We start from the raw sequence: 16,886 nt of genomic DNA, 5'->3' as shown, positions 1-16,886 counted from the left end.
CAGGCATGGTCCCCCACATTTCCTATGGCAGCTAGGGTCCAATCAGTTTCATGCGAATTGCATACCGGACCAGTTCGGCAGTGGAGGAAACTCCAAGTTTACGCATGGCGGATGCGCGGTGGGCCTCGACAGTTTTCACGCTGAGATTCAGTACCGTGCCGACGGACTTGTTGGTGTGTCCTTCGGCGATCAGCTGGACAACGTTTTGCTCGCGTAACGACAGCAGGACTTTCGATTTGTCCCTCTTGCTGGCCAGGTAGTCGTGAAGCAATTTTTCCACGACCACACCAGTGAAGTAAGGCCGGTGATTGAGTAATGCGTCGATCGCTGCAATGAGATGATGTCGCGCATCTGACTTTAACAAGAAGCCTCGTACCCCTGCCAGGAGGGATTCGGTGAGGATTTCATTGCTTTCATGCATTGTCAGGATGAGCACCTCCGTCCGGGGGTAATGCAACTTGATCTGACGGCTCACCTCCAGACCATTCAGGACGGGCATGGAATAGTCGACAATTGCTATATCGGGCTTCAACTCCCTGATCATGGCGACCGCAGCCCTGCCATCGCTCGCTTCTCCGCTCACCGCCCAGTCCGCACGGCTTTCGACGATCGCGCGCAATCCGGATCGCACGACTTCATGATCGTCTGCAATCAAGATCTGCTTCACAGTGCCGTTCCCATTCGTTGGAACCACTGGCCATATCCAATTGACGAAAGCAGCTCGCTAGAACGACCGCCTTGACATGATATGCATCACGACCTTCAATTCCGTGAAGGCCGTCGACCATGTTTGCGCAATCACGCTTCTACTAGATTATTTCGTACGGCGTACCGAACCAGACCTGCAGTCGATTTTACGTTAAGCTTGCGCATCGCCGCAGCTCGGTGGGTCTCGGTCGTCTTGATACTCAAATTCAAGGTCTCGCTTACACGCTTGTTGCTGTAACCCTCGGCAACCAGTTTAACGATTGTCTTCTCTCGCGGCGAAAGCGATCGGCTTGTGCCAATATTTCCGTCAGCCGATCCGACCATTGTGCCGCAAGTCGCGCCGGCATGAAACGATCGGTGATGCATCAGTGATTCAACGGCTGCCAGGAGCATTTTGTTGGCATCGGATTTTCGCAGGAATGCGCGAACGCCAACTTGAGATGCCTGTAGCTCGAGCGCGATTGAGTCGTGCATCGTGAAGATGAGCACCTCTGTTGCGAGTTTGCACTCCTTCATCCGCCTCGCTACCTCGATGCCGGTCATGAATGGCATCGAGTAATCAACGATAGCGACATCCGGCTGCTTCTCGATGGCGCAAGCGACAGCTTCTTTACCGTCGCGGGCCTCGCCAACGACCTCCCATCCGGGACGTCGTTCCAGAACTGCACGAATTCCAGCCCGCACCGCGTCATGATCATCGGCTATCATAATCTGCTTCATGGTCCTCAGTACTCCGATGTCATTTCCTTACGGGCGGCAAAATACTTTCATCGGGAAGATCCAGCCCTTGGAGTTCGTTGCCCTCGCTGAGCGTCAAATTGCTGCATCCGTTAGCTGACCTTTAGCCATGCGACGGTCGGATCTTCGCCGATCCTCGGCCGCCCTGGTGGATATCTGCTGGTTTGTTTCCTTTGCGCGAGATGGCTCGTGGAATAGTCGCGTACACTGTGGTCCCGCTCCATGCCGCTGTGGATGACGAGTGGATCTCAAATGTGCCTCCCATCTGATCCAGTCTCGCTCTCATGGCCGGAATTCCAACACCAAGCGGCACTGCTTTATGGCGATCTCTCGCCTGAGAAATCGGCATTCCGCAGCCATTATCGCTAATCCGAAGCGTGACGTTGGTGTCTGTGGCCTTGATCGAGATAGTCACCTGCGTCGCTTTCGCGTGCCTGAAGACGTTCGCGAGCGCTTCCTGGACAACTCTCAGCAATGAGCGCTGCGTTTCGTTAGGCAATGCGTCGACCGCAGCATCGATCTTGAGACGCGTTTCCAGCGATGTCCGCGATGAAAGCCCCACCACAAACTCCTCGATCGCCGACTTCAATCCGCCGTCGAGCAAATTCTGGGGATGCAGGAGGTAGGTGAAAGCCCTGATTTCCCTAAGAGCCTCACAGATCGACGCGTCGATCTCATCACAAATTTTTATTGCGCTGCCGATGCCAGCAACGGCGCACCTCATTCGCATCATATTCAAACTTGCGGCCAGCAGATGCTGGCAAGTCGAATCGTGAAGGTCTGATGCAATCCGCTGCTGCATATCTTCTTGCAGCGCCAAAAGCTGGATACCAAGGCCTGATTTTCCAAGTTTCGATTTTGTTCGTGCACTAGCGGTGCCGTTGAAAGTGTCGTGAACCACGATCTTTTCCCGAACGTGAATTCGACACGAGTCGTCTACGTGAGCCTTGTGGGCCATCATGTAGTCCGATGCATCTTGGATCGAGTGGCGAGTAACCACTAAGGTTAAATGCCATCGTTCTCTTGCGCGAAGTTGTCCTTACTAAATACCCTTGATTGAATCGGCGTCAAGTAAGATGTCGCCAGATCGTCCGATGTGCGACTGACTGTACTCAGTCTCGAAATATACGAAGTAACAATAGAAGTAATTTCAGTTAATTGCCGCGTTTGCTTTGCACAAGGAACCTTGTCGTCTTCAACAGGGCGCATGAATCCCGCTACGGTTTGAGAGCGTCCAGCAGCGCGTCAGAGAATCGTTGGTGCGATCAGTAGTTTCCCCGATACCGGGTAGATATCCGCACCCCCAGAATAGTTTGAGTCATAGAAGAATTGGCGGGCAGGCGATCACGCAGGCAAAAGCCAGCTATCTGCTTTTGCGAGGTGGTCAGCGAATCTGGTGTGCAATTTTGCTCAGCGAGGGTTTCTTCATGCCTGCGTATGCGCGTCATGCCTACCTATGTCGAGTTACACGATATCGGACGATTATAATTATTCTAACAATTGTGCCGGCGTTTCTGCTGACGGCGTGCGGCAGAGAGTCTGATGAAGCCGCTCCTGTCGTGCGGCCCGTGCGTACGGTCACTGTTGCGAAGAGCATTGCGGGCGCGCCGCTTTCATTCACCGGCCGTATCGAAGCGGAAGACGAGGTGGCGCTGGCATTTCGTATCTCGGGTCGGCTGATCGAAAACAACGGGAAGACCGGAGATCGGGTGCAGCCCGGTCAGGTCATCGGGCGGCTTGAATCCCAGAATGAGTTGAACACGTTGCGCCAGGCCCAGGCGGCAGTCGCGGCCACGCAGGGGCAACTGACCCAGGCACGCAACCATTTCGATCGTCAGCAGACACTGCTTGCACAGGGCTGGACCACCCGCGTCAACTACGACCAGGCAACGCAGGCGCAACAAACCGCTCAATCGCAGGTCGATGCCGCCGAGGCCCAGCTCAAGACGGCACATGATCTGGTGAGCTTTACCGAGCTGAAGGTAGATGCACCGGGCGTCATAACCGCTGTCGGACCTGGTGCCGGAGAAGTTGTTCAGGCCGGGCAAATGATTCTCAGGCTGGCGCGTCAGGATGGCCGCGACGCAGTCTTTGACGTACCGGCTCAATTTTTTCGATCGGCACCGAGCGATCCGCAAATAACCGTCAGCCTGACCGACGATCCCGCGGTGACGGCTCACGGTCGTGTCCGTGAGGTCGGCGCCCAGGCCGATCCCGTCACGCGCACCTTTGAAATCAAGGTTGGCCTGACGGATCCGCCGGCGGCGATGCGGCTTGGCGCGACCGTCGTGGGGCGCATGGAAATGGATGCCGTCTCCATGATCGAGATCCCGGCATCGGCATTGACGAGGGCCAATCAACAGCCCGCAGTCTGGATTGTCGATCCCGCGAGTCGCACGGTTTCGATCCGAAACGTGGACGTCTTGCGCTTCGAGCAAGCGCAGGTCGTGGTGTCTCAGGGACTCGACACGGGGGAGGTCATCGTGACCGCGGGTGTGCAGGCGCTGCACCCCGGCCAGAAAATACGTCTTCTTGGGTCAGAGCAATGACCGGCTTCAACCTCTCGGAATGGGCACTTAAGCACCGTTCCCTGGTGGTTTATGTCATGATTGTTGCCGTTATCTTCGGTGTCCTGTCCTACTTGCGCCTCGGTCGCAGCGAGGACCCGTCATTCATCATCAAGACGATGATCGTTCAGGCGGCATGGCCCGGAGCAACGGTTGAGGAGACCGTCAAACAGGTTACCGAGCGGCTCGAGCGCAAGCTGCAGGAAACAACGCATCTGGACTTCCTGCGCAGTTTCACGCGGGCAGGCGTCACCACAATCTTCGTCAACCTGCAGGGGAACGCGAACGCCAAACAAGTCTCCGACACCTGGTATCAGGTCCGCAAGAACATTGGTGACATCCGCGATACGCTGCCGGCAGGGGTGGTCGGACCCGGGTTTAACGATGATTTCGGCGATACGTTCGGAATTATCTATGGCTTCACGAGCGACGGTTTCACGCACCGCGCGCTTCGCGACTATGTGGAAGACGTCCGCTCGAAGCTTCTCCTAGTCCCCGACGTATCGAAGATCGAGTTGCTGGGAGCTCAGGACGAGCGGATCTTCGTTGAATTTTCGATGAAGGAACTGGCAAGCCTTGGCATCGACCGCACCGCACTGCTGTCCGCTCTCCAGACGCAAAATATCATAAGGCCAGCTGGCACGATTCAAACGGGCGACGAGACACTATCGCTTCGGGTATCGGGTGCATTTCAGTCCGAGCAGGATGTCGCTGACATCAATTTTGTCGCCGGCGGCCGCATGATCCGCTTGAGCGACATCGCCCGGATTACGCGCGGCTATTCCGATCCGCCGCAGCCTTTGTTTCGCGTCAATGGCGAGCCGGCCATCGGCCTGGCCATCTCGATGCGGGACGGTGGAGACATTCTCGCGCTCGGCAAGAGTCTCAAGCGGGCGATGGCTGCGATCACGGCGGATCTGCCGATTGGCATTGAACCGAAGCTCATTGCCGACCAGGCTGTCACGGTCGAGAGCGCTATCTCCGAATTCATGATGTCATTGCTGCAGGCAATTGCCATCATTCTCGTGGTGAGTTTTATCAGCCTTGGCGTGCGCCCGGGCCTGATCATTGCGCTGTCCATACCGCTGACACTCGCCATCGTGTTCCCGATCATGAAGCTTGCCGGAATCGACATGCAGCGCATATCGCTCGGCGCGCTCATTATCGCGCTCGCGCTCCTCGTCGATGATGCAATGACCACCACGGATGCCACCCTGAACCGGCTGGCTGAAGGCGACGACAAGGTTCAGGCTGCCAGCTTTGCCTTTCGCACCTACGCGTTCGCCATGCTGGCGGGAACACTGGTGACCATCGCGGGCTTCGTGCCCGTCGGTTTTGCCGCGAGTTCTGCGGGAGAATACACGTTCTCCCTCTTTGCCGTTGTTAGTATCGCCCTGATCGTCTCCTGGTTCGTTGCCGTGATCTTCGCTCCGCTGATGGGCGTTGTCATCCTCAAGCCGCCGAAGGACCGCAAGACAGACGCCCCCGGCAGAGTTTTCAGGTGGTATCGCGGCTTTCTAATATTCGCCGTGCGGGCGAAATGGCTGACCATCGTGCTCTCGCTGGTGCTTTTCGTCGGCTCGTTTCTTCTTCTCCCGTTCATCCCTCGGCAATTCTTTCCGTCGTCTGATCGTCCGGAGTTGCTCGTCGATATCAGCCTGCCGCAGAATGCATCCATCTATGCGAGCCAGACAGCCGCACAGAAATTCGATGCCGCTCTGCAGGGTGATCCGGACGTTGCGCGCTGGAGCACCTATGTGGGCCGCGGTGCTATCCGGTTCTATCTTCCGCTCAATGTTCAGCTGCCAAATGATTTCTTTACTCAGTCAGTGGTCGTCGCAAAGGATGTCGCAGCGCGTGAACGTATCCGCGCAAAGCTGGAGACGCTTCTGGCGAATGATTTTCCCGGTGCGATTACACGGGTCTCGCCCCTCGAGCTGGGGCCGCCGGTCGGCTGGCCCGTCCAATATCGTGTCAGTGGTCCTGACGCAGGCATGGTGCGCGAAATTGCGTTCAAGCTTGCTCAGGTCATCGCCGCCAATCCCCAGGCGAATGGTGTCAATTTTGACTGGATCGAGCCGGCAAGGCAGGTGCGTATTCGGGTCAATCAGGACAAGGCGCGTTTGCTGGGGTTGAGTTCTCAAGCCCTGGCAGGCGTGCTGAATACGGTCATCTCAGGCACCACGGTCACCCAGGTTCGCGATGATATCTATTTGATCGATATCGTTGCTCGCGCGGTCGATGAACAGCGCGTCTCATTGCCCAACTTGCGCAATTTGCAAGTTCCGCTGCCAGGCGGGCAGACGGTTTCGCTCAGCCAGTTTGCAACTTTCGAATACGAGCAGGAATATCCCTTGATCTGGCGGCGTGATCGTGTCCCGACCCTGACGGTGCAGACGGATATCACTGCCGGTGCAATTCCGGAATCCGTCGTCAACTCGCTGACGCCGGCCGTTGCCGCGTTGTCGAAGACCATTCCAGCATCCTACAGGATCGTGGTTGGGGGCACGGTCGAAGAAAGTCAGAAATCGCAGGCGTCGGTCATCGCCGTTGTGCCGGTGATGCTGCTGATCATGTTTACGGTCCTCATGATCCAGCTCCAGAGCTTTCAGCGGCTGTTTCTGGTCCTCAGCGTCGCGCCCCTCGGGCTCATCGGTGTGGTCGCTGCCCTTCTGCTGTCAGGCCGACCGCTCGGCTTCGTTGCGATTCTGGGCATTCTCGCGCTGCTCGGTATGATCACAAAAAATGCGGTGATCCTGATCGGTCAGATCGACGCCGAACGCGATGACGGGAAAAGCGTGTGGGACGCCGCGCTGGATGCCTCGAGTTCTCGTTTTCGCCCGATCATGCTGACGGCCGTGTCGACCGTGCTCGGCATGATACCGATCGCCCCAACGGTGTTCTGGGGACCGATGGCTTTTGCGATCATGGGTGGGCTGTTGGTTGCGACGGTTCTCACTCTGATCTTTCTGCCCACATTGTATGTGGCATGGTTCGGGGGAAAAGAGAGGGCGCCGGAGCCGCTCCGATCAGCGCAAGCATAGTCAGATCGTATCCGTTTCACGCCGGACGCTTCGGCACTTAGGGTAACTCCCCGTCTTCAACCTAGGGCATCACCCGATATCGTGGTGCATCCCGAATGTGCTCTTCTTTCCAGTAGTTGATGTTGGAAGGGGACGCCCGGTGCAGGACCTGATGTTGTTTACATCTGCCCGCGCCTTGCGCGCGCCGGCGCGGCTCCTGCGGCCACCGTATGAGGCTGCGCAACACAATCAGTGCGCACGCTCTTCGCGGTCAATCATTCTTCAATCCCGTCGCCGCGTCTTGCAGACCCCGGTCGCAGGTGGTCGCCTGTATGTCCCATTTGCTGCAGGCCGACTGCATCTGCACATGGGAGTGCTTTGGCCATGAGCAATGCAGGTGACCAGAAATTGCCGCTTTGGACGCTCACGGCCATGGTGGTTGGCGGCATGGTCGGCGCCGGTGTGTTTTCGATACCGCGTAATTTTGCGCAGGCCACCGGCATCTATGGAGCGCTGATAGCGTGGGCCGTCGCTGGCGCCGGCATGCTGATGCTGGGATTTGTGTTTCAGACGCTGGCCAACCGCAAGCCGGATCTCGATGCGGGCGTCTACGCCTATGCGCGCGAGGGGTTCGGGCCCTATGTCGGCTTCTTCTCCGCCTTTGGCTACTGGGCCAGTGCCTGCGTCGGCAACGTATCCTATTGGATTCTGATCAAGTCGACGCTCGGCGCGTTGTTCCCAGCGCTCGGTCAGGGCAATACGGTCACTGCCATCGCACTATCGTCGGTCGGTGTCTGGGCATTTCATTTCCTTGTGCTGCGCGGCGTCAAGGAGGCGGCAGCGATCAACAAGATCGTGACGATTGCCAAACTCATTCCGCTGCTGTTGTTCGTCGTCCTGTCGATCTTCTTCTTCAAGCCGGATGTGTTCGTCGGAAACCTCTGGGGCGGTGCAAGCGGGGACTACGGAAATCTCTTCGCGCAGATCAAGGCGACGATGCTGGTAACGGTCTTCGTGTTTCTCGGCATCGAAGGCGCCAGCAACTACTCCCGCTTCGCGCAACGGCGCGAGGACGTCGGTATTGCGACTGTGACGGGATTTCTGGCCGTGTTGGCCTTGTTCGCGTCGGTGTCCATTCTTGCATACGGCATCCTCCCCCGCGAAGAACTGGCGCAATTGCGTCAGCCCTCGGTTGGCGGCGTTCTCGAAGCGGCCGTTGGTCATTGGGGTGCGATCTTCATCGGCATCGGCGTGATTATCTCGGTGCTCGGGGCCTATCTTGCCTGGACCCTGATGGCCGCCGAAGTGCTGTCGGTTGCGGCGAAGAGGCAAGACATGCCGGCCTTCCTGGCGCGCGAAAACGCAAATCAGGTTCCGTCAATGGCGCTCCTGATGAGCACGTTACTGGTTCAGGCTGTTCTCATCGCGACGTTGTTTTCCGACGATGCCTTCACCTTCGCTCTCTCGCTGTGCAGCCACCTGTCGCTGATCCCGTATTTCCTCTCGGCGGCGTTCGCGTTGATGCTGGTCTACCGCAAGGAGACTTACGAGACCGATCCAAGCGATCTTCGGAAGGACACGATCATCGCTGTTCTGGCGACTGCCTACACGATCTTCCTTCTGTTCGCCGGCGGTATGAAATTTCTGCTGCTTGGCTTCATCATCTATGCGCCCGGCACAATCCTGTACTTCATCACACGGAGGGAGCTCAACAAGCAGCTCTTCACTCCGGCAGAATGGGTCCTGTTCGGCGTCGCTGTCGTCGGATGCGTAGTCGGCATCCACGGTCTCGCCACCGGCTATATCAGCATCTAGGAAATCGATGGGAGTTCATGATGGCCAGCGCAAAAAAAGTCCCGTTTGGTGTGCACTCCGAAGTTGGCCAGCTGCGCAAGGTCCTGGTCTGTGCCCCCGGCCTTGCCCATACACGCTTGACCCCGTCCAACTGCGATCAGTTGCTGTTTGACGATGTGCTCTGGGTCGATAATGCGAAGCGCGACCACTTCGATTTCGTCACCAAAATGCGGGACCGCGGCGTCGATGTCGTTGAGATGCATAACCTGCTCGCCGAGACGCTGGCAGTCCCGGAGGGCAAGGCCTGGATCCTCGACAATCAGGTCGTGCCGAACCAGGTTGGCCTTGGCTTCATCGACGAGCTCAAAAGCTACCTGTCCGGGCTGGAAAACCGAAAGCTCGCGGAAACGCTGATCGGTGGCCTGTCGACCCATGACTTTCCCGAAGCACATGGGGGCGCGGCACTCAGGATGGTCAAGGAGGCCGCGGGGGCGACTGAATATCTTCTGCCGCCGCTGCCGAACACGCTCTATACGCGCGACACGACCTGCTGGATCTATGGCGGTGTCACTCTCAACGCGCTGTACTGGCCGGCGCGACACGAGGAAACGATCCTCACCACCGCGATCTACAAGTTTCATCCCGATTTTGCCGGCAACGTCAATGTCTGGTGGGGCGACCCGACAAAGGACCATGGACTAGCCACGCTGGAAGGCGGCGATGTGATGCCCATCGGCAAGGGGGTCGTGCTGATCGGCATGAGCGAACGCACCTCCCGCCAGGCGATCAGCCAACTCGCAGCGACCCTCTTTAAAAAGAAGGCTGCGGAGCGCGTGATCGTTGCGGCAATGCCGAAGATCCGCGCGGCCATGCATCTCGATACTGTTTTCACATTCGCCGACCGCGACTGCGTGCTGCTCGCGCCCGACTTTATGAACCAGACACGTACCTATTCCTATCGTCCGAGCGATCATCCGAGCGGTGTCGAGTTGTATGCCGAGAAGAAGTCGTTTGTCGGCGTCGTCGAGGAAGCGCTGGGCCTCAAGAAGCTCCGCGTGGTCGAAGCCGGTGGCAGTGACTACCAGCGGGAACGGACCCAGTGGGACAGCGGCGCCAACCTCGTTTGCGCATCGCCAGGTGTCGTCTACGCCTACGACCGCAACACTTACACCAACACGTTGCTGCGCAAGGAAGGCATCGAGGTGATTACGATCGTCGGCGCCGAACTCGGTCGCGGCCGTGGCGGCGGTCACTGTATGACCTGCCCGATCATCCGCGATGCCGTGGATTACTAACGTAATCGGCCATTCTCCGCTCGGGGGAGCGAGATCATGGGACTGTTACCATCGAAGCCAACACCATCGACCGACGGAGAGTAATTGTCTGGGGAGTGTGCAATGCGTGGATCCGGAATTGTCCTGGCAGCAACAAGCTTCCTTTATGCCAGCTGGGCATTGGCTGCCGACATAGATCTGACCGAGCTCAGAAAGGTCGAATACACGTCGATGAGCCCGACATGGAGCGTTGTTGGATCCCTATCGCCCACCTACACGGCCAATGCCCTGTTTTCGCGCGACGACCGGCGGGGGGATTTTTACTATGAGCCCGATGTGAGCTTGCGGCTGGACGGCAAACTTGCGCCGGACCTGTCCTACCGTATTTTTGCACGTGCTCAGTTTGAGGCATTTTCCAGAGAACACGACGGCAATGCCGCCATTGCGCGTCTGGGCGCGCGGCTGACGAAGAATCTGTATGGCTGGAGAATAAGCGCAACCTACGAAAACAGATATGACTACGATGGCGTCTTTCGCGATCTCGCCTTCACCTCCCACGATGTCACCGGTGCCATCGCGCGCGATTTCAGCTTCGACAATGTCACGCTCTCGCCGCTCCTCCAGCTCACTTATCGTTTCTCCGATCTCGCCGAGGCCAGGCGCTGGCGTGCCGATGCGCTGCTTGGCATCGAGGTCGAGCTGAATTCGAAATGGTCGATCGTCAGCACGCCTTTCATCGAAGCGTTCTGGTTTACAGACGGCTTGAACCGCGACCGGCAGGACCAGATCTATTCGGCGTCTCTCGGCCTGAAATACAACATCGCCAGCAACGTATCGCTCACCACGAACGTCATCTACGAGGCGCGAAACTCAAACGTGGCGCTGCGTCACTATAGAGACTGGCTGATCGGCCCACGGCTCGACTTCGCGTTTTAGCGATCAGGACACAAGAGGCGATCATGCGGAATTCGATTGTGGCGGCAGGTACCGCTATTCTCTTCATCTGTACGGCGTTCGCCGCCAGTGCGGAGCCACGCGACTCCGTCGAGCGCGGCGACCGGATGGACCGGGATGCCTTGCGGGACGATGTGCGCATCGATCGTCTGAAAATTCCGCAGCACCCGATCGTCGTCGAGGAGCCCCAGCAGCCCGTTTACAATACGAAGAGCAAGCAGAAATCAAAGCGGAGCACGGACAGCAGTCGTTAGGGTGGCTTCAATGAATTTGATCAAGGCCGGCAATATTGGCGAGGCGAGTCCGGCGAGGTGGTCGGATGCCATCGGCAGTGCTGTGATCCGCGCTATCGGCTTTTTCTGCTTCTGGCTAATACTGACGCGCGGCGATCCCGGCGATGTGGGGCCCGGTCTGATTTCAGTTGCCGCAGCGACTTGGGCAAGCCTCAAGCTGCTGCCTGCCGAACAATGGGGCTTCCGCCCGATCAGGTTTGCCGGGTTCGTCCTGCACTTCCTCCGTCAGTCGATTGTCGCGGGAGCGGACGTTGCGCTGCGGGCGCTTCACCCACGACTGCCGCTGCATCCAGGCTTCGTCACCTACCGGGCGCAGCAGCCGCAGGGCAGGAAGCGAAATACGTTTTGCGCGATCATGAGCCTGATGCCGGGTACGCTTCCGTGCGGAACGTCGAATGACGGCAGTCTGGCCATTCATTGTCTCGATGTGACGCAGCCCGTCGTCGAACAATTGTCGATGGAGGAAACCCTGTGCATGGGGGCGCTCGGAGGCGCAAGATCCGATGCCTAGCCTGCTGTTGGGTGCTTCGGTCTTTGTGCTGCTGACGGTGGCGCTGGGCCTGTTCGCCATCCTTCGGCGATCGGCCGATGTGGACCGCCTGATGGCCGTCCAACTGCTGGGCACGGGAGGAGTCGCCATCCTCCTTCTGCTCGCGGTCGCAACCGAGACGCCGCCTGTCATGGATGTTGCTGTGATGCTCGCGCTGTTCGCGGCGTTTGCGGCCGTCGCATTCGTCAGAGACGCGTCCGGCGCGTCATCCGAAGCCAAAGGGGAGTGAGGCGCGCATGAGCTTCGTCATGGATATCCTGACCATTTGCGCGGTCTTCGCAGGAGCGCTGTTCTTCCTTGCGGGCACGGTGGGTCTGTTGCGTTTCCCGGATACGCTGACGCGTCTGCACGCCCTGACCAAGGTTGACAATCTCGGTCTTGGCCTGATCGTTCTGGGCTTGCTGCCGCAGACGAGCAGCCTGCTGTTCGCGGTCAAATTGGTGATCGTCTGGCTGCTGGTCCAGCTGTCCGGGGCGGTCGTCACCCAATTGATCGCCGGTGCGGTACGCCACCACGGAGCAGACGGATGAGCATCGCCTCCGTCTTCGATGTCGCTCTCGTTGCGCTGATCCTGACGATCGGTGCTTCAGCCATCCTTGTGCGCACGGCATTCGCCGCAGTTGTCATGTTCGTCGTCTATGGGCTGCTTCTGTCCATGGTATGGGTCCGGCTCCACGCCGTTGATGTGGCGCTGACAGAGGCCGCGATCGGCGGCGGCATGACCGGCCTGTTGCTGCTCGGCGCCGTCGCGCGTTCCCGCTCCGTGACTGTCGATGGTCCGCGGATTTCGCGGCCGACGCGCCTTGCCACCTGTGCAATGTGTGCGCTGGTCGTGGCGAGTCTTGCCGTTGCCATCCTCCATCCGCCGGCGCCCGTTCCGACGCTCGCGCCGATGGTGATGGAAAACCTGCCGCCGAGTGGTCTCGGCAACCCCGTTGCCGGCGTGCTGTTCGTGTTCCGGGCACTCGACACGCTGCTCGAAAAGGTGGTCCTGCTACTCGCTTTGCTCGGGGTCTGGTCGCTGGCGCCAGATCATGCCTGGGGTGGAACGCCAGGTTTGCAGGTTTACGCACGGCCCGATCCCACGCTGATCTTTCTAGCTCAGCTTTTGCCGCCGGTGGGAATCGTGTTCGGAATCTATATGTGCTGGGTCGGCGCGAAGGATCCTGGTGGCGCCTTTCAGGGTGGCACGGTGCTGGCTGCGATGTGGCTCCTTGTCATTGTCGCGGGATTGCAAAAAGCTCCTGCGATCGGTCGGCTCTGGCTACGTGTTCTGCTCGTCACCGGACCGGTGCTGTTCCTTGCCATTGGCCTTGCTGGATGGGTATTTGCCGACGCTTTTCTGGCTTACCCGGCAGGCTACGCCAAACCGCTGATTGTCGCCGTGGAAGCCGCTCTCACGCTGTCGATCGCTGTGGCGCTTGGCATGCTGGCCGCAGGACCGCCGGTACGGGCGCAGCAGCAATGAACGCGGCAACGCTGTTCGGCTTGTGTGGCGCAGCGCTGGTGGGCATCGGACTGTACGGGCTCATCACGAATCCCGAGCCACTACGCAAGATCCTTGCATTCAATTTGCTCGGGAGCGGTGTGTTTCTGCTGTTCGGTGTGATCGCCAGGCGGGGGGCAGCGGCCGGGCTCGGCGGTGACCCGGTCCCCCAGGCGATGGTGATCACCGCGATTGTCGTCGCCTTCGCGGCGACGGCCATGGCCATCGCGCTGGTGCAGCGTCTTGGCGATGAGACCGGCCGCGCCTCGATCGGTTCCGACAGTTCTGAAACCGGCGAGGAAAAATCCTGATGCCGGCTGCAACCGCGCTTGAGGCGACAACTGCCGACGGGGCGCTTCTTGTTCTGGCCATCGTATTGCCGGTTGTCGGCATCCTGCTGTCGTTTGTCCTTGGCGGGCGGCACGCCGAAAGGATTGCCGCGTTTCTGTTGCCCGCCGGTCTCTGCGTGGCCTGCATTGTCTTCCTGAAAGTATGGCAAAGCGAAACGTCGCTGAGCTACATTGTGGGCAACTGGCAGCAACCGCTCGGCATCACGCTGCGCGCCGACGGACTTTCAGTCGCGATGATGGTGGCAATGGCCATCGTGATCTGCCTCATTGGCGTGTTCGCGCATGCGAATTTCGGCAGTCGCGCAGCGTCCGTTGAAACCCGCGCACCGTTGGTGTTCTGGGTCATGCTCATGGCGATCTCGGGCGCGATGAACATGATCTTTCTCGGCGGCGATCTGTTCACCCTCTACGTTGCGCTTGAGCTGCTGACTTTCGCTGCGGTGCCGCTGGTCTGTCTCGATGGTCGCGGGGAAACCTTGCAGGCAGCATTGCGCTATCTGCTCTTTGCGCTGCTGGGCTCGATCCTCTATCTGGTCGGAACGGCCTTGATGTATGGCAGCTATGGGACCCTCGACATCGTCTTGATGTCGCAGCGCGTGCGTCTTGAACCAGCGACGCTCGCTGCTGCCACGCTGATGACGGTGGGGCTGTTCGCCAAGACCGCGCTCTTTCCACTGCATCTCTGGCTTCCCCCGGCGCATGCCGGCGCACCGGCGGCGGCAAGCGCGGTTCTGTCAGCCGTCGTGGTGAAGGGATCGTTCTTTCTCATTGTGAGGCTCTGGTTCGACGCCATGCCGGGTCTGCTGAACGTAGCCGGCGGTCAACTCCTTGGGGCGCTGGGGGCGTCGGCGATCATATGCGGCAATGTCGTTGCGCTACGCCAGCGACGGCTCAAATTGTTGATCGCCTATTCGACGGTCGCGCAGATCGGCTATCTGTTTCTGATGTTCCCGCTCGCTGCCGACCCGTTGCATCTCCAGTATGGCGATGCCCTGACGGGAGGCATGCTTCAGGCCATCTCGCACGCGACCGCCAAGGCAGCCATGTTCATGGCTGCCGGACTTGTCTATGCCGCGCTTGGACATGACCAGATTTCGGAGCTTGGCGGGATCGCGCGGGCGCTTCCCATGACGATGTTCGCCTTTGGCCTCGGTGGCCTATGCCTGATCGGGTTGCCGCCGACGGGTGGCTTTCTGGCAAAGTGGCTGTTGCTGGAGGCGACGATCGCAACGGCGCAGTGGTGGTGGGCAGTCGTGATCGTCGCAGGAGGGCTGCTCACGAGCGCATATACCTTCATCGTGCTGTCGCGGGCGATGGGCCCACCAAGCGCGCCGCTGATACTGCGCGCCGCGGTGCCGAAGTATCAGGAAGTGGCGGCGCTGGGGCTGGCCCTTCTTTCGGTATCGCTGGGGCTCGTGGCGCTCGGCCCGATCGATGTATTGCAAGTTGGTCGTCCGGAGGCACCGATGGCTTGGCTGCGATGATAGAGGCCTATCCCTTGCTGGCTTTCGCGTTGCTCTTTCCGCTCGGGATGCTGCTGGCTTGCCTCTGGCCAATGGCATTACTGCGAATGCCTTCATATCTGGCGTTTGCTCCGATTCCTGCATTTGTGGCCGTGCTCCTTGTCTCCGACGATTCCCCGCTTGTCGTCGGCCCCGCCCGTCTGCATTTGACTTTCGCCCTTGATCTCCCCGGGGCACTGCTGCTCGGCGTTGCCGCGCTGCTATGGAGCATGGCCGGGGCCTATGCGTCACCGTATCTGCAGGGCAAGCCGAATCGCGGGCGGTTCGCCGTGTGCTGGCTCACCGCATTGACGGGTTGCATCGGCGTCTTTCTCGCTGCCGACATGGTGGGTTTCTATTTGTTTTTGGCGATGCTGACGCTTGGCGCCTGTGGCCTCATCATCCAGCATGAAACGACCGATGCGTGGCGGGCCGGCGCGCTCTATATCGGCCTCGGATTGCTGGCGGAGACATTGCTGCTCATCGCCTTCGTGCTGCTCGCGGCGGATATTCCCGGCAACGGGCTGTTAATCGGCGATGCCGCCGCCGCACTCCCGACGTCGCCGCACCGCGACCTGATCATCAGCCTGTTGATCGCAGGTTTTGGCATGAAGGCTGGCCTTGTTCCATTTCACGTCTGGATGCCACGGGCCTATGCGGCCGCGCCGGCGCCGGCTGCCGCTGTTCTGAGTGGTGCAGCCGTCAAGGCAAGCATCCTCGGAATGATCCGCTTTCTCCCCCTCGATACGGCACTGCCCCACGCAGGAACGTTACTCGCAGCTGCGGGCCTGTTCGCGGCGCTCTACGGGGTGGTGATTGGAATGACGCAACGCAGGCCCAAGGTTGTGCTGGCTTATTCGAGCGTTAGCCAGATGGGATTCATCGTGGCCGTCATTGGCATGGGCATGATCGCCGGAGATGGCCGCGCTGCACTGGCGGCGATCTTCTATTCTGCGAACCACGTTCTGGTCAAAGGTGCGCTGTTTCTCTCCGTCGGTGTGATCGCCGCGACCGGTCGCCGATATCTGCTGCCCATCCTTCTCCCTGTGGCGATCATCGCAGTCGGCCTTGGCGGCCTTCCGCTGACGGGCGGTGCGCTGGCAAAAATCGTGGTCGATGGACCGCTCGGAGACGGGGCCGCCAACACGGTTGCAACGCTGTCCGCTGTCGGCACGACGCTGCTCATGCTGCAGTTCGTCCGAGGCCTGGTGACGACGGTGTCGACAGATCAGGAGGCGACAGCGGCGCCGAGCTTGTTCTGGCCATGGCTGTCGACCGCCGTAGCGTCGCTCATCGTACCGTGGGCGCTATTCCTCGCGGTCCCCGAAGGAATGTTGCCCAATCCTCTGGCGCCCGAACTGCTATGGAAAGCCCTGCTTCCAGTTTTGTTGGGGGCCATACTGGCCGCAGTGCTGTGGCGCTGGGTGCGACGGCTGCCCCATATTCCCGAGGGGGATATCGTCGTCGTTCTGGACAGGTGTGTGAAGATCGCTCCAGCCTGGGGCAGGACCATCGAGCAAGCGGAAGGCACGCTTCGCCAATGGCATGTGGCTGGAATTTCACTGCTCGCACTGACAGTGGCTCTCGGAGCGGCACTGTTGGCCCAGTGATCATGCCGAAGATCTGCATCTCTAGGATGCACCTGAT

Annotated in this window: 16 protein-coding genes; 13 read left to right on the top strand and 3 right to left on the bottom strand. The window is 59.4% G+C overall.

Going from position 1 to position 16,886, the window contains the following annotated elements; genetic code table 11:
- Positions 1-31: 31 nt before the first annotated feature.
- The 3 genes from AB7783_RS21335 to AB7783_RS21325 form a co-directional block, all read right to left on the bottom strand.
- Positions 32-667, bottom strand: coding sequence for a response regulator transcription factor (locus AB7783_RS21335; RefSeq protein ID WP_089263530.1), 636 nt, complete (start codon positions 665-667; stop codon positions 32-34).
- Positions 668-798: 131 nt separating this feature from the next.
- Complete coding sequence (locus tag AB7783_RS21330; protein WP_441278746.1) at positions 799-1,428, bottom strand: response regulator transcription factor; 630 nt, start codon at positions 1,426-1,428, stop codon at positions 799-801.
- A gap of 121 nt (positions 1,429-1,549) precedes the next feature.
- Complete coding sequence (locus AB7783_RS21325) at positions 1,550-2,347, bottom strand: sensor histidine kinase (protein ID WP_441278745.1); 798 nt, start codon at positions 2,345-2,347, stop codon at positions 1,550-1,552.
- 526 nt (positions 2,348-2,873) lie between these two features.
- Between AB7783_RS21325 and AB7783_RS21320 the strand changes: the two genes are divergently transcribed.
- From AB7783_RS21320 to AB7783_RS21260, 13 genes are all read left to right on the top strand, one after another.
- A complete protein-coding gene (locus AB7783_RS21320) occupies positions 2,874-3,995 on the top strand; it encodes an efflux RND transporter periplasmic adaptor subunit (RefSeq protein ID WP_441279739.1) in 1,122 nt (373 codons plus the stop codon).
- Positions 3,992-7,057, top strand: coding sequence for an efflux RND transporter permease subunit (locus AB7783_RS21315; RefSeq protein WP_441278744.1), 3,066 nt, complete (start codon positions 3,992-3,994; stop codon positions 7,055-7,057). Before AB7783_RS21320 ends, AB7783_RS21315 begins: the two co-directional genes overlap by 4 nt.
- Positions 7,058-7,420: 363 nt before the next feature.
- Complete coding sequence (locus AB7783_RS21310; protein ID WP_068729654.1) at positions 7,421-8,851, top strand: basic amino acid/polyamine antiporter; 1,431 nt, start codon at positions 7,421-7,423, stop codon at positions 8,849-8,851.
- 20 nt (positions 8,852-8,871) lie between these two features.
- On the top strand, positions 8,872-10,125 hold the full coding sequence (gene arcA / locus AB7783_RS21305) for an arginine deiminase (RefSeq protein WP_441278743.1): 1,254 nt from the start codon (positions 8,872-8,874) through the stop codon (positions 10,123-10,125).
- Between the two features lie 102 nt (positions 10,126-10,227).
- Positions 10,228-11,040 (top strand): outer membrane beta-barrel protein, encoded by an 813-nt coding sequence (locus AB7783_RS21300; RefSeq protein WP_441230929.1) that lies wholly within the window; start codon positions 10,228-10,230, stop codon positions 11,038-11,040.
- 23 nt (positions 11,041-11,063) lie between these two features.
- On the top strand, positions 11,064-11,312 hold the full coding sequence (locus tag AB7783_RS21295) for a hypothetical protein (RefSeq protein WP_089263537.1): 249 nt from the start codon (positions 11,064-11,066) through the stop codon (positions 11,310-11,312).
- A gap of 10 nt (positions 11,313-11,322) precedes the next feature.
- The gene (locus AB7783_RS21290) at positions 11,323-11,862 is read left to right on the top strand and encodes a Na+/H+ antiporter subunit E (RefSeq protein WP_441278742.1); all 540 of its coding nucleotides are present in this window, start codon (positions 11,323-11,325) and stop codon (positions 11,860-11,862) included.
- A complete protein-coding gene (locus AB7783_RS21285; RefSeq protein WP_441278741.1) occupies positions 11,855-12,130 on the top strand; it encodes a monovalent cation/H+ antiporter complex subunit F in 276 nt (91 codons plus the stop codon). Before AB7783_RS21290 ends, AB7783_RS21285 begins: the two co-directional genes overlap by 8 nt.
- A gap of 7 nt (positions 12,131-12,137) precedes the next feature.
- Positions 12,138-12,431 carry a monovalent cation/H(+) antiporter subunit G gene (locus AB7783_RS21280; protein ID WP_441278740.1) on the top strand — a complete coding sequence of 98 codons (294 nt, stop codon included), beginning with the start codon at positions 12,138-12,140 and terminating at the stop codon, positions 12,429-12,431.
- Positions 12,428-13,369 carry an MnhB domain-containing protein gene (locus tag AB7783_RS21275; RefSeq protein ID WP_441278739.1) on the top strand — a complete coding sequence of 314 codons (942 nt, stop codon included), beginning with the start codon at positions 12,428-12,430 and terminating at the stop codon, positions 13,367-13,369. Before AB7783_RS21280 ends, AB7783_RS21275 begins: the two co-directional genes overlap by 4 nt.
- Positions 13,366-13,698 carry an NADH-quinone oxidoreductase subunit K gene (locus AB7783_RS21270; protein WP_441278738.1) on the top strand — a complete coding sequence of 111 codons (333 nt, stop codon included), beginning with the start codon at positions 13,366-13,368 and terminating at the stop codon, positions 13,696-13,698. Before AB7783_RS21275 ends, AB7783_RS21270 begins: the two co-directional genes overlap by 4 nt.
- Positions 13,698-15,221 (top strand): complex I subunit 5 family protein, encoded by a 1,524-nt coding sequence (locus AB7783_RS21265; protein ID WP_441278737.1) that lies wholly within the window; start codon positions 13,698-13,700, stop codon positions 15,219-15,221. Before AB7783_RS21270 ends, AB7783_RS21265 begins: the two co-directional genes overlap by 1 nt.
- Positions 15,218-16,849 (top strand): proton-conducting transporter transmembrane domain-containing protein, encoded by a 1,632-nt coding sequence (locus tag AB7783_RS21260; protein ID WP_441279738.1) that lies wholly within the window; start codon positions 15,218-15,220, stop codon positions 16,847-16,849. Before AB7783_RS21265 ends, AB7783_RS21260 begins: the two co-directional genes overlap by 4 nt.
- Positions 16,850-16,886 lie beyond the last annotated feature (37 nt).

The sequence above is a fragment of the Tardiphaga sp. 172_B4_N1_3 genome (assembly GCF_052076035.1).
Taxonomy (GTDB): domain Bacteria; phylum Pseudomonadota; class Alphaproteobacteria; order Rhizobiales; family Xanthobacteraceae; genus Tardiphaga; species Tardiphaga robiniae.
The sequence above is the reverse complement of the archived record's forward strand: the minus strand, read 5'-3'. Positions and strand labels throughout refer to the sequence as shown.

Coding starts and splice junctions, on each gene's coding strand:
- AB7783_RS21330 (WP_441278746.1), bottom strand. CDS start 1,428: ATGAAGCAGATTATGATAGCCGATGATCATGACGCGGTGCGGGCTGGA.
- AB7783_RS21320 (WP_441279739.1), top strand. CDS start 2,874: ATGCCTGCGTATGCGCGTCATGCCTACCTATGTCGAGTTACACGATAT.
- AB7783_RS21315 (WP_441278744.1), top strand. CDS start 3,992: ATGACCGGCTTCAACCTCTCGGAATGGGCACTTAAGCACCGTTCCCTG.
- AB7783_RS21310 (WP_068729654.1), top strand. CDS start 7,421: ATGAGCAATGCAGGTGACCAGAAATTGCCGCTTTGGACGCTCACGGCC.
- arcA (WP_441278743.1), top strand. CDS start 8,872: ATGGCCAGCGCAAAAAAAGTCCCGTTTGGTGTGCACTCCGAAGTTGGC.
- AB7783_RS21300 (WP_441230929.1), top strand. CDS start 10,228: ATGCGTGGATCCGGAATTGTCCTGGCAGCAACAAGCTTCCTTTATGCC.
- AB7783_RS21295 (WP_089263537.1), top strand. CDS start 11,064: ATGCGGAATTCGATTGTGGCGGCAGGTACCGCTATTCTCTTCATCTGT.
- AB7783_RS21290 (WP_441278742.1), top strand. CDS start 11,323: ATGAATTTGATCAAGGCCGGCAATATTGGCGAGGCGAGTCCGGCGAGG.
- AB7783_RS21285 (WP_441278741.1), top strand. CDS start 11,855: ATGCCTAGCCTGCTGTTGGGTGCTTCGGTCTTTGTGCTGCTGACGGTG.
- AB7783_RS21280 (WP_441278740.1), top strand. CDS start 12,138: ATGAGCTTCGTCATGGATATCCTGACCATTTGCGCGGTCTTCGCAGGA.
- AB7783_RS21275 (WP_441278739.1), top strand. CDS start 12,428: ATGAGCATCGCCTCCGTCTTCGATGTCGCTCTCGTTGCGCTGATCCTG.
- AB7783_RS21270 (WP_441278738.1), top strand. CDS start 13,366: ATGAACGCGGCAACGCTGTTCGGCTTGTGTGGCGCAGCGCTGGTGGGC.
- AB7783_RS21265 (WP_441278737.1), top strand. CDS start 13,698: ATGCCGGCTGCAACCGCGCTTGAGGCGACAACTGCCGACGGGGCGCTT.
- AB7783_RS21260 (WP_441279738.1), top strand. CDS start 15,218: ATGATAGAGGCCTATCCCTTGCTGGCTTTCGCGTTGCTCTTTCCGCTC.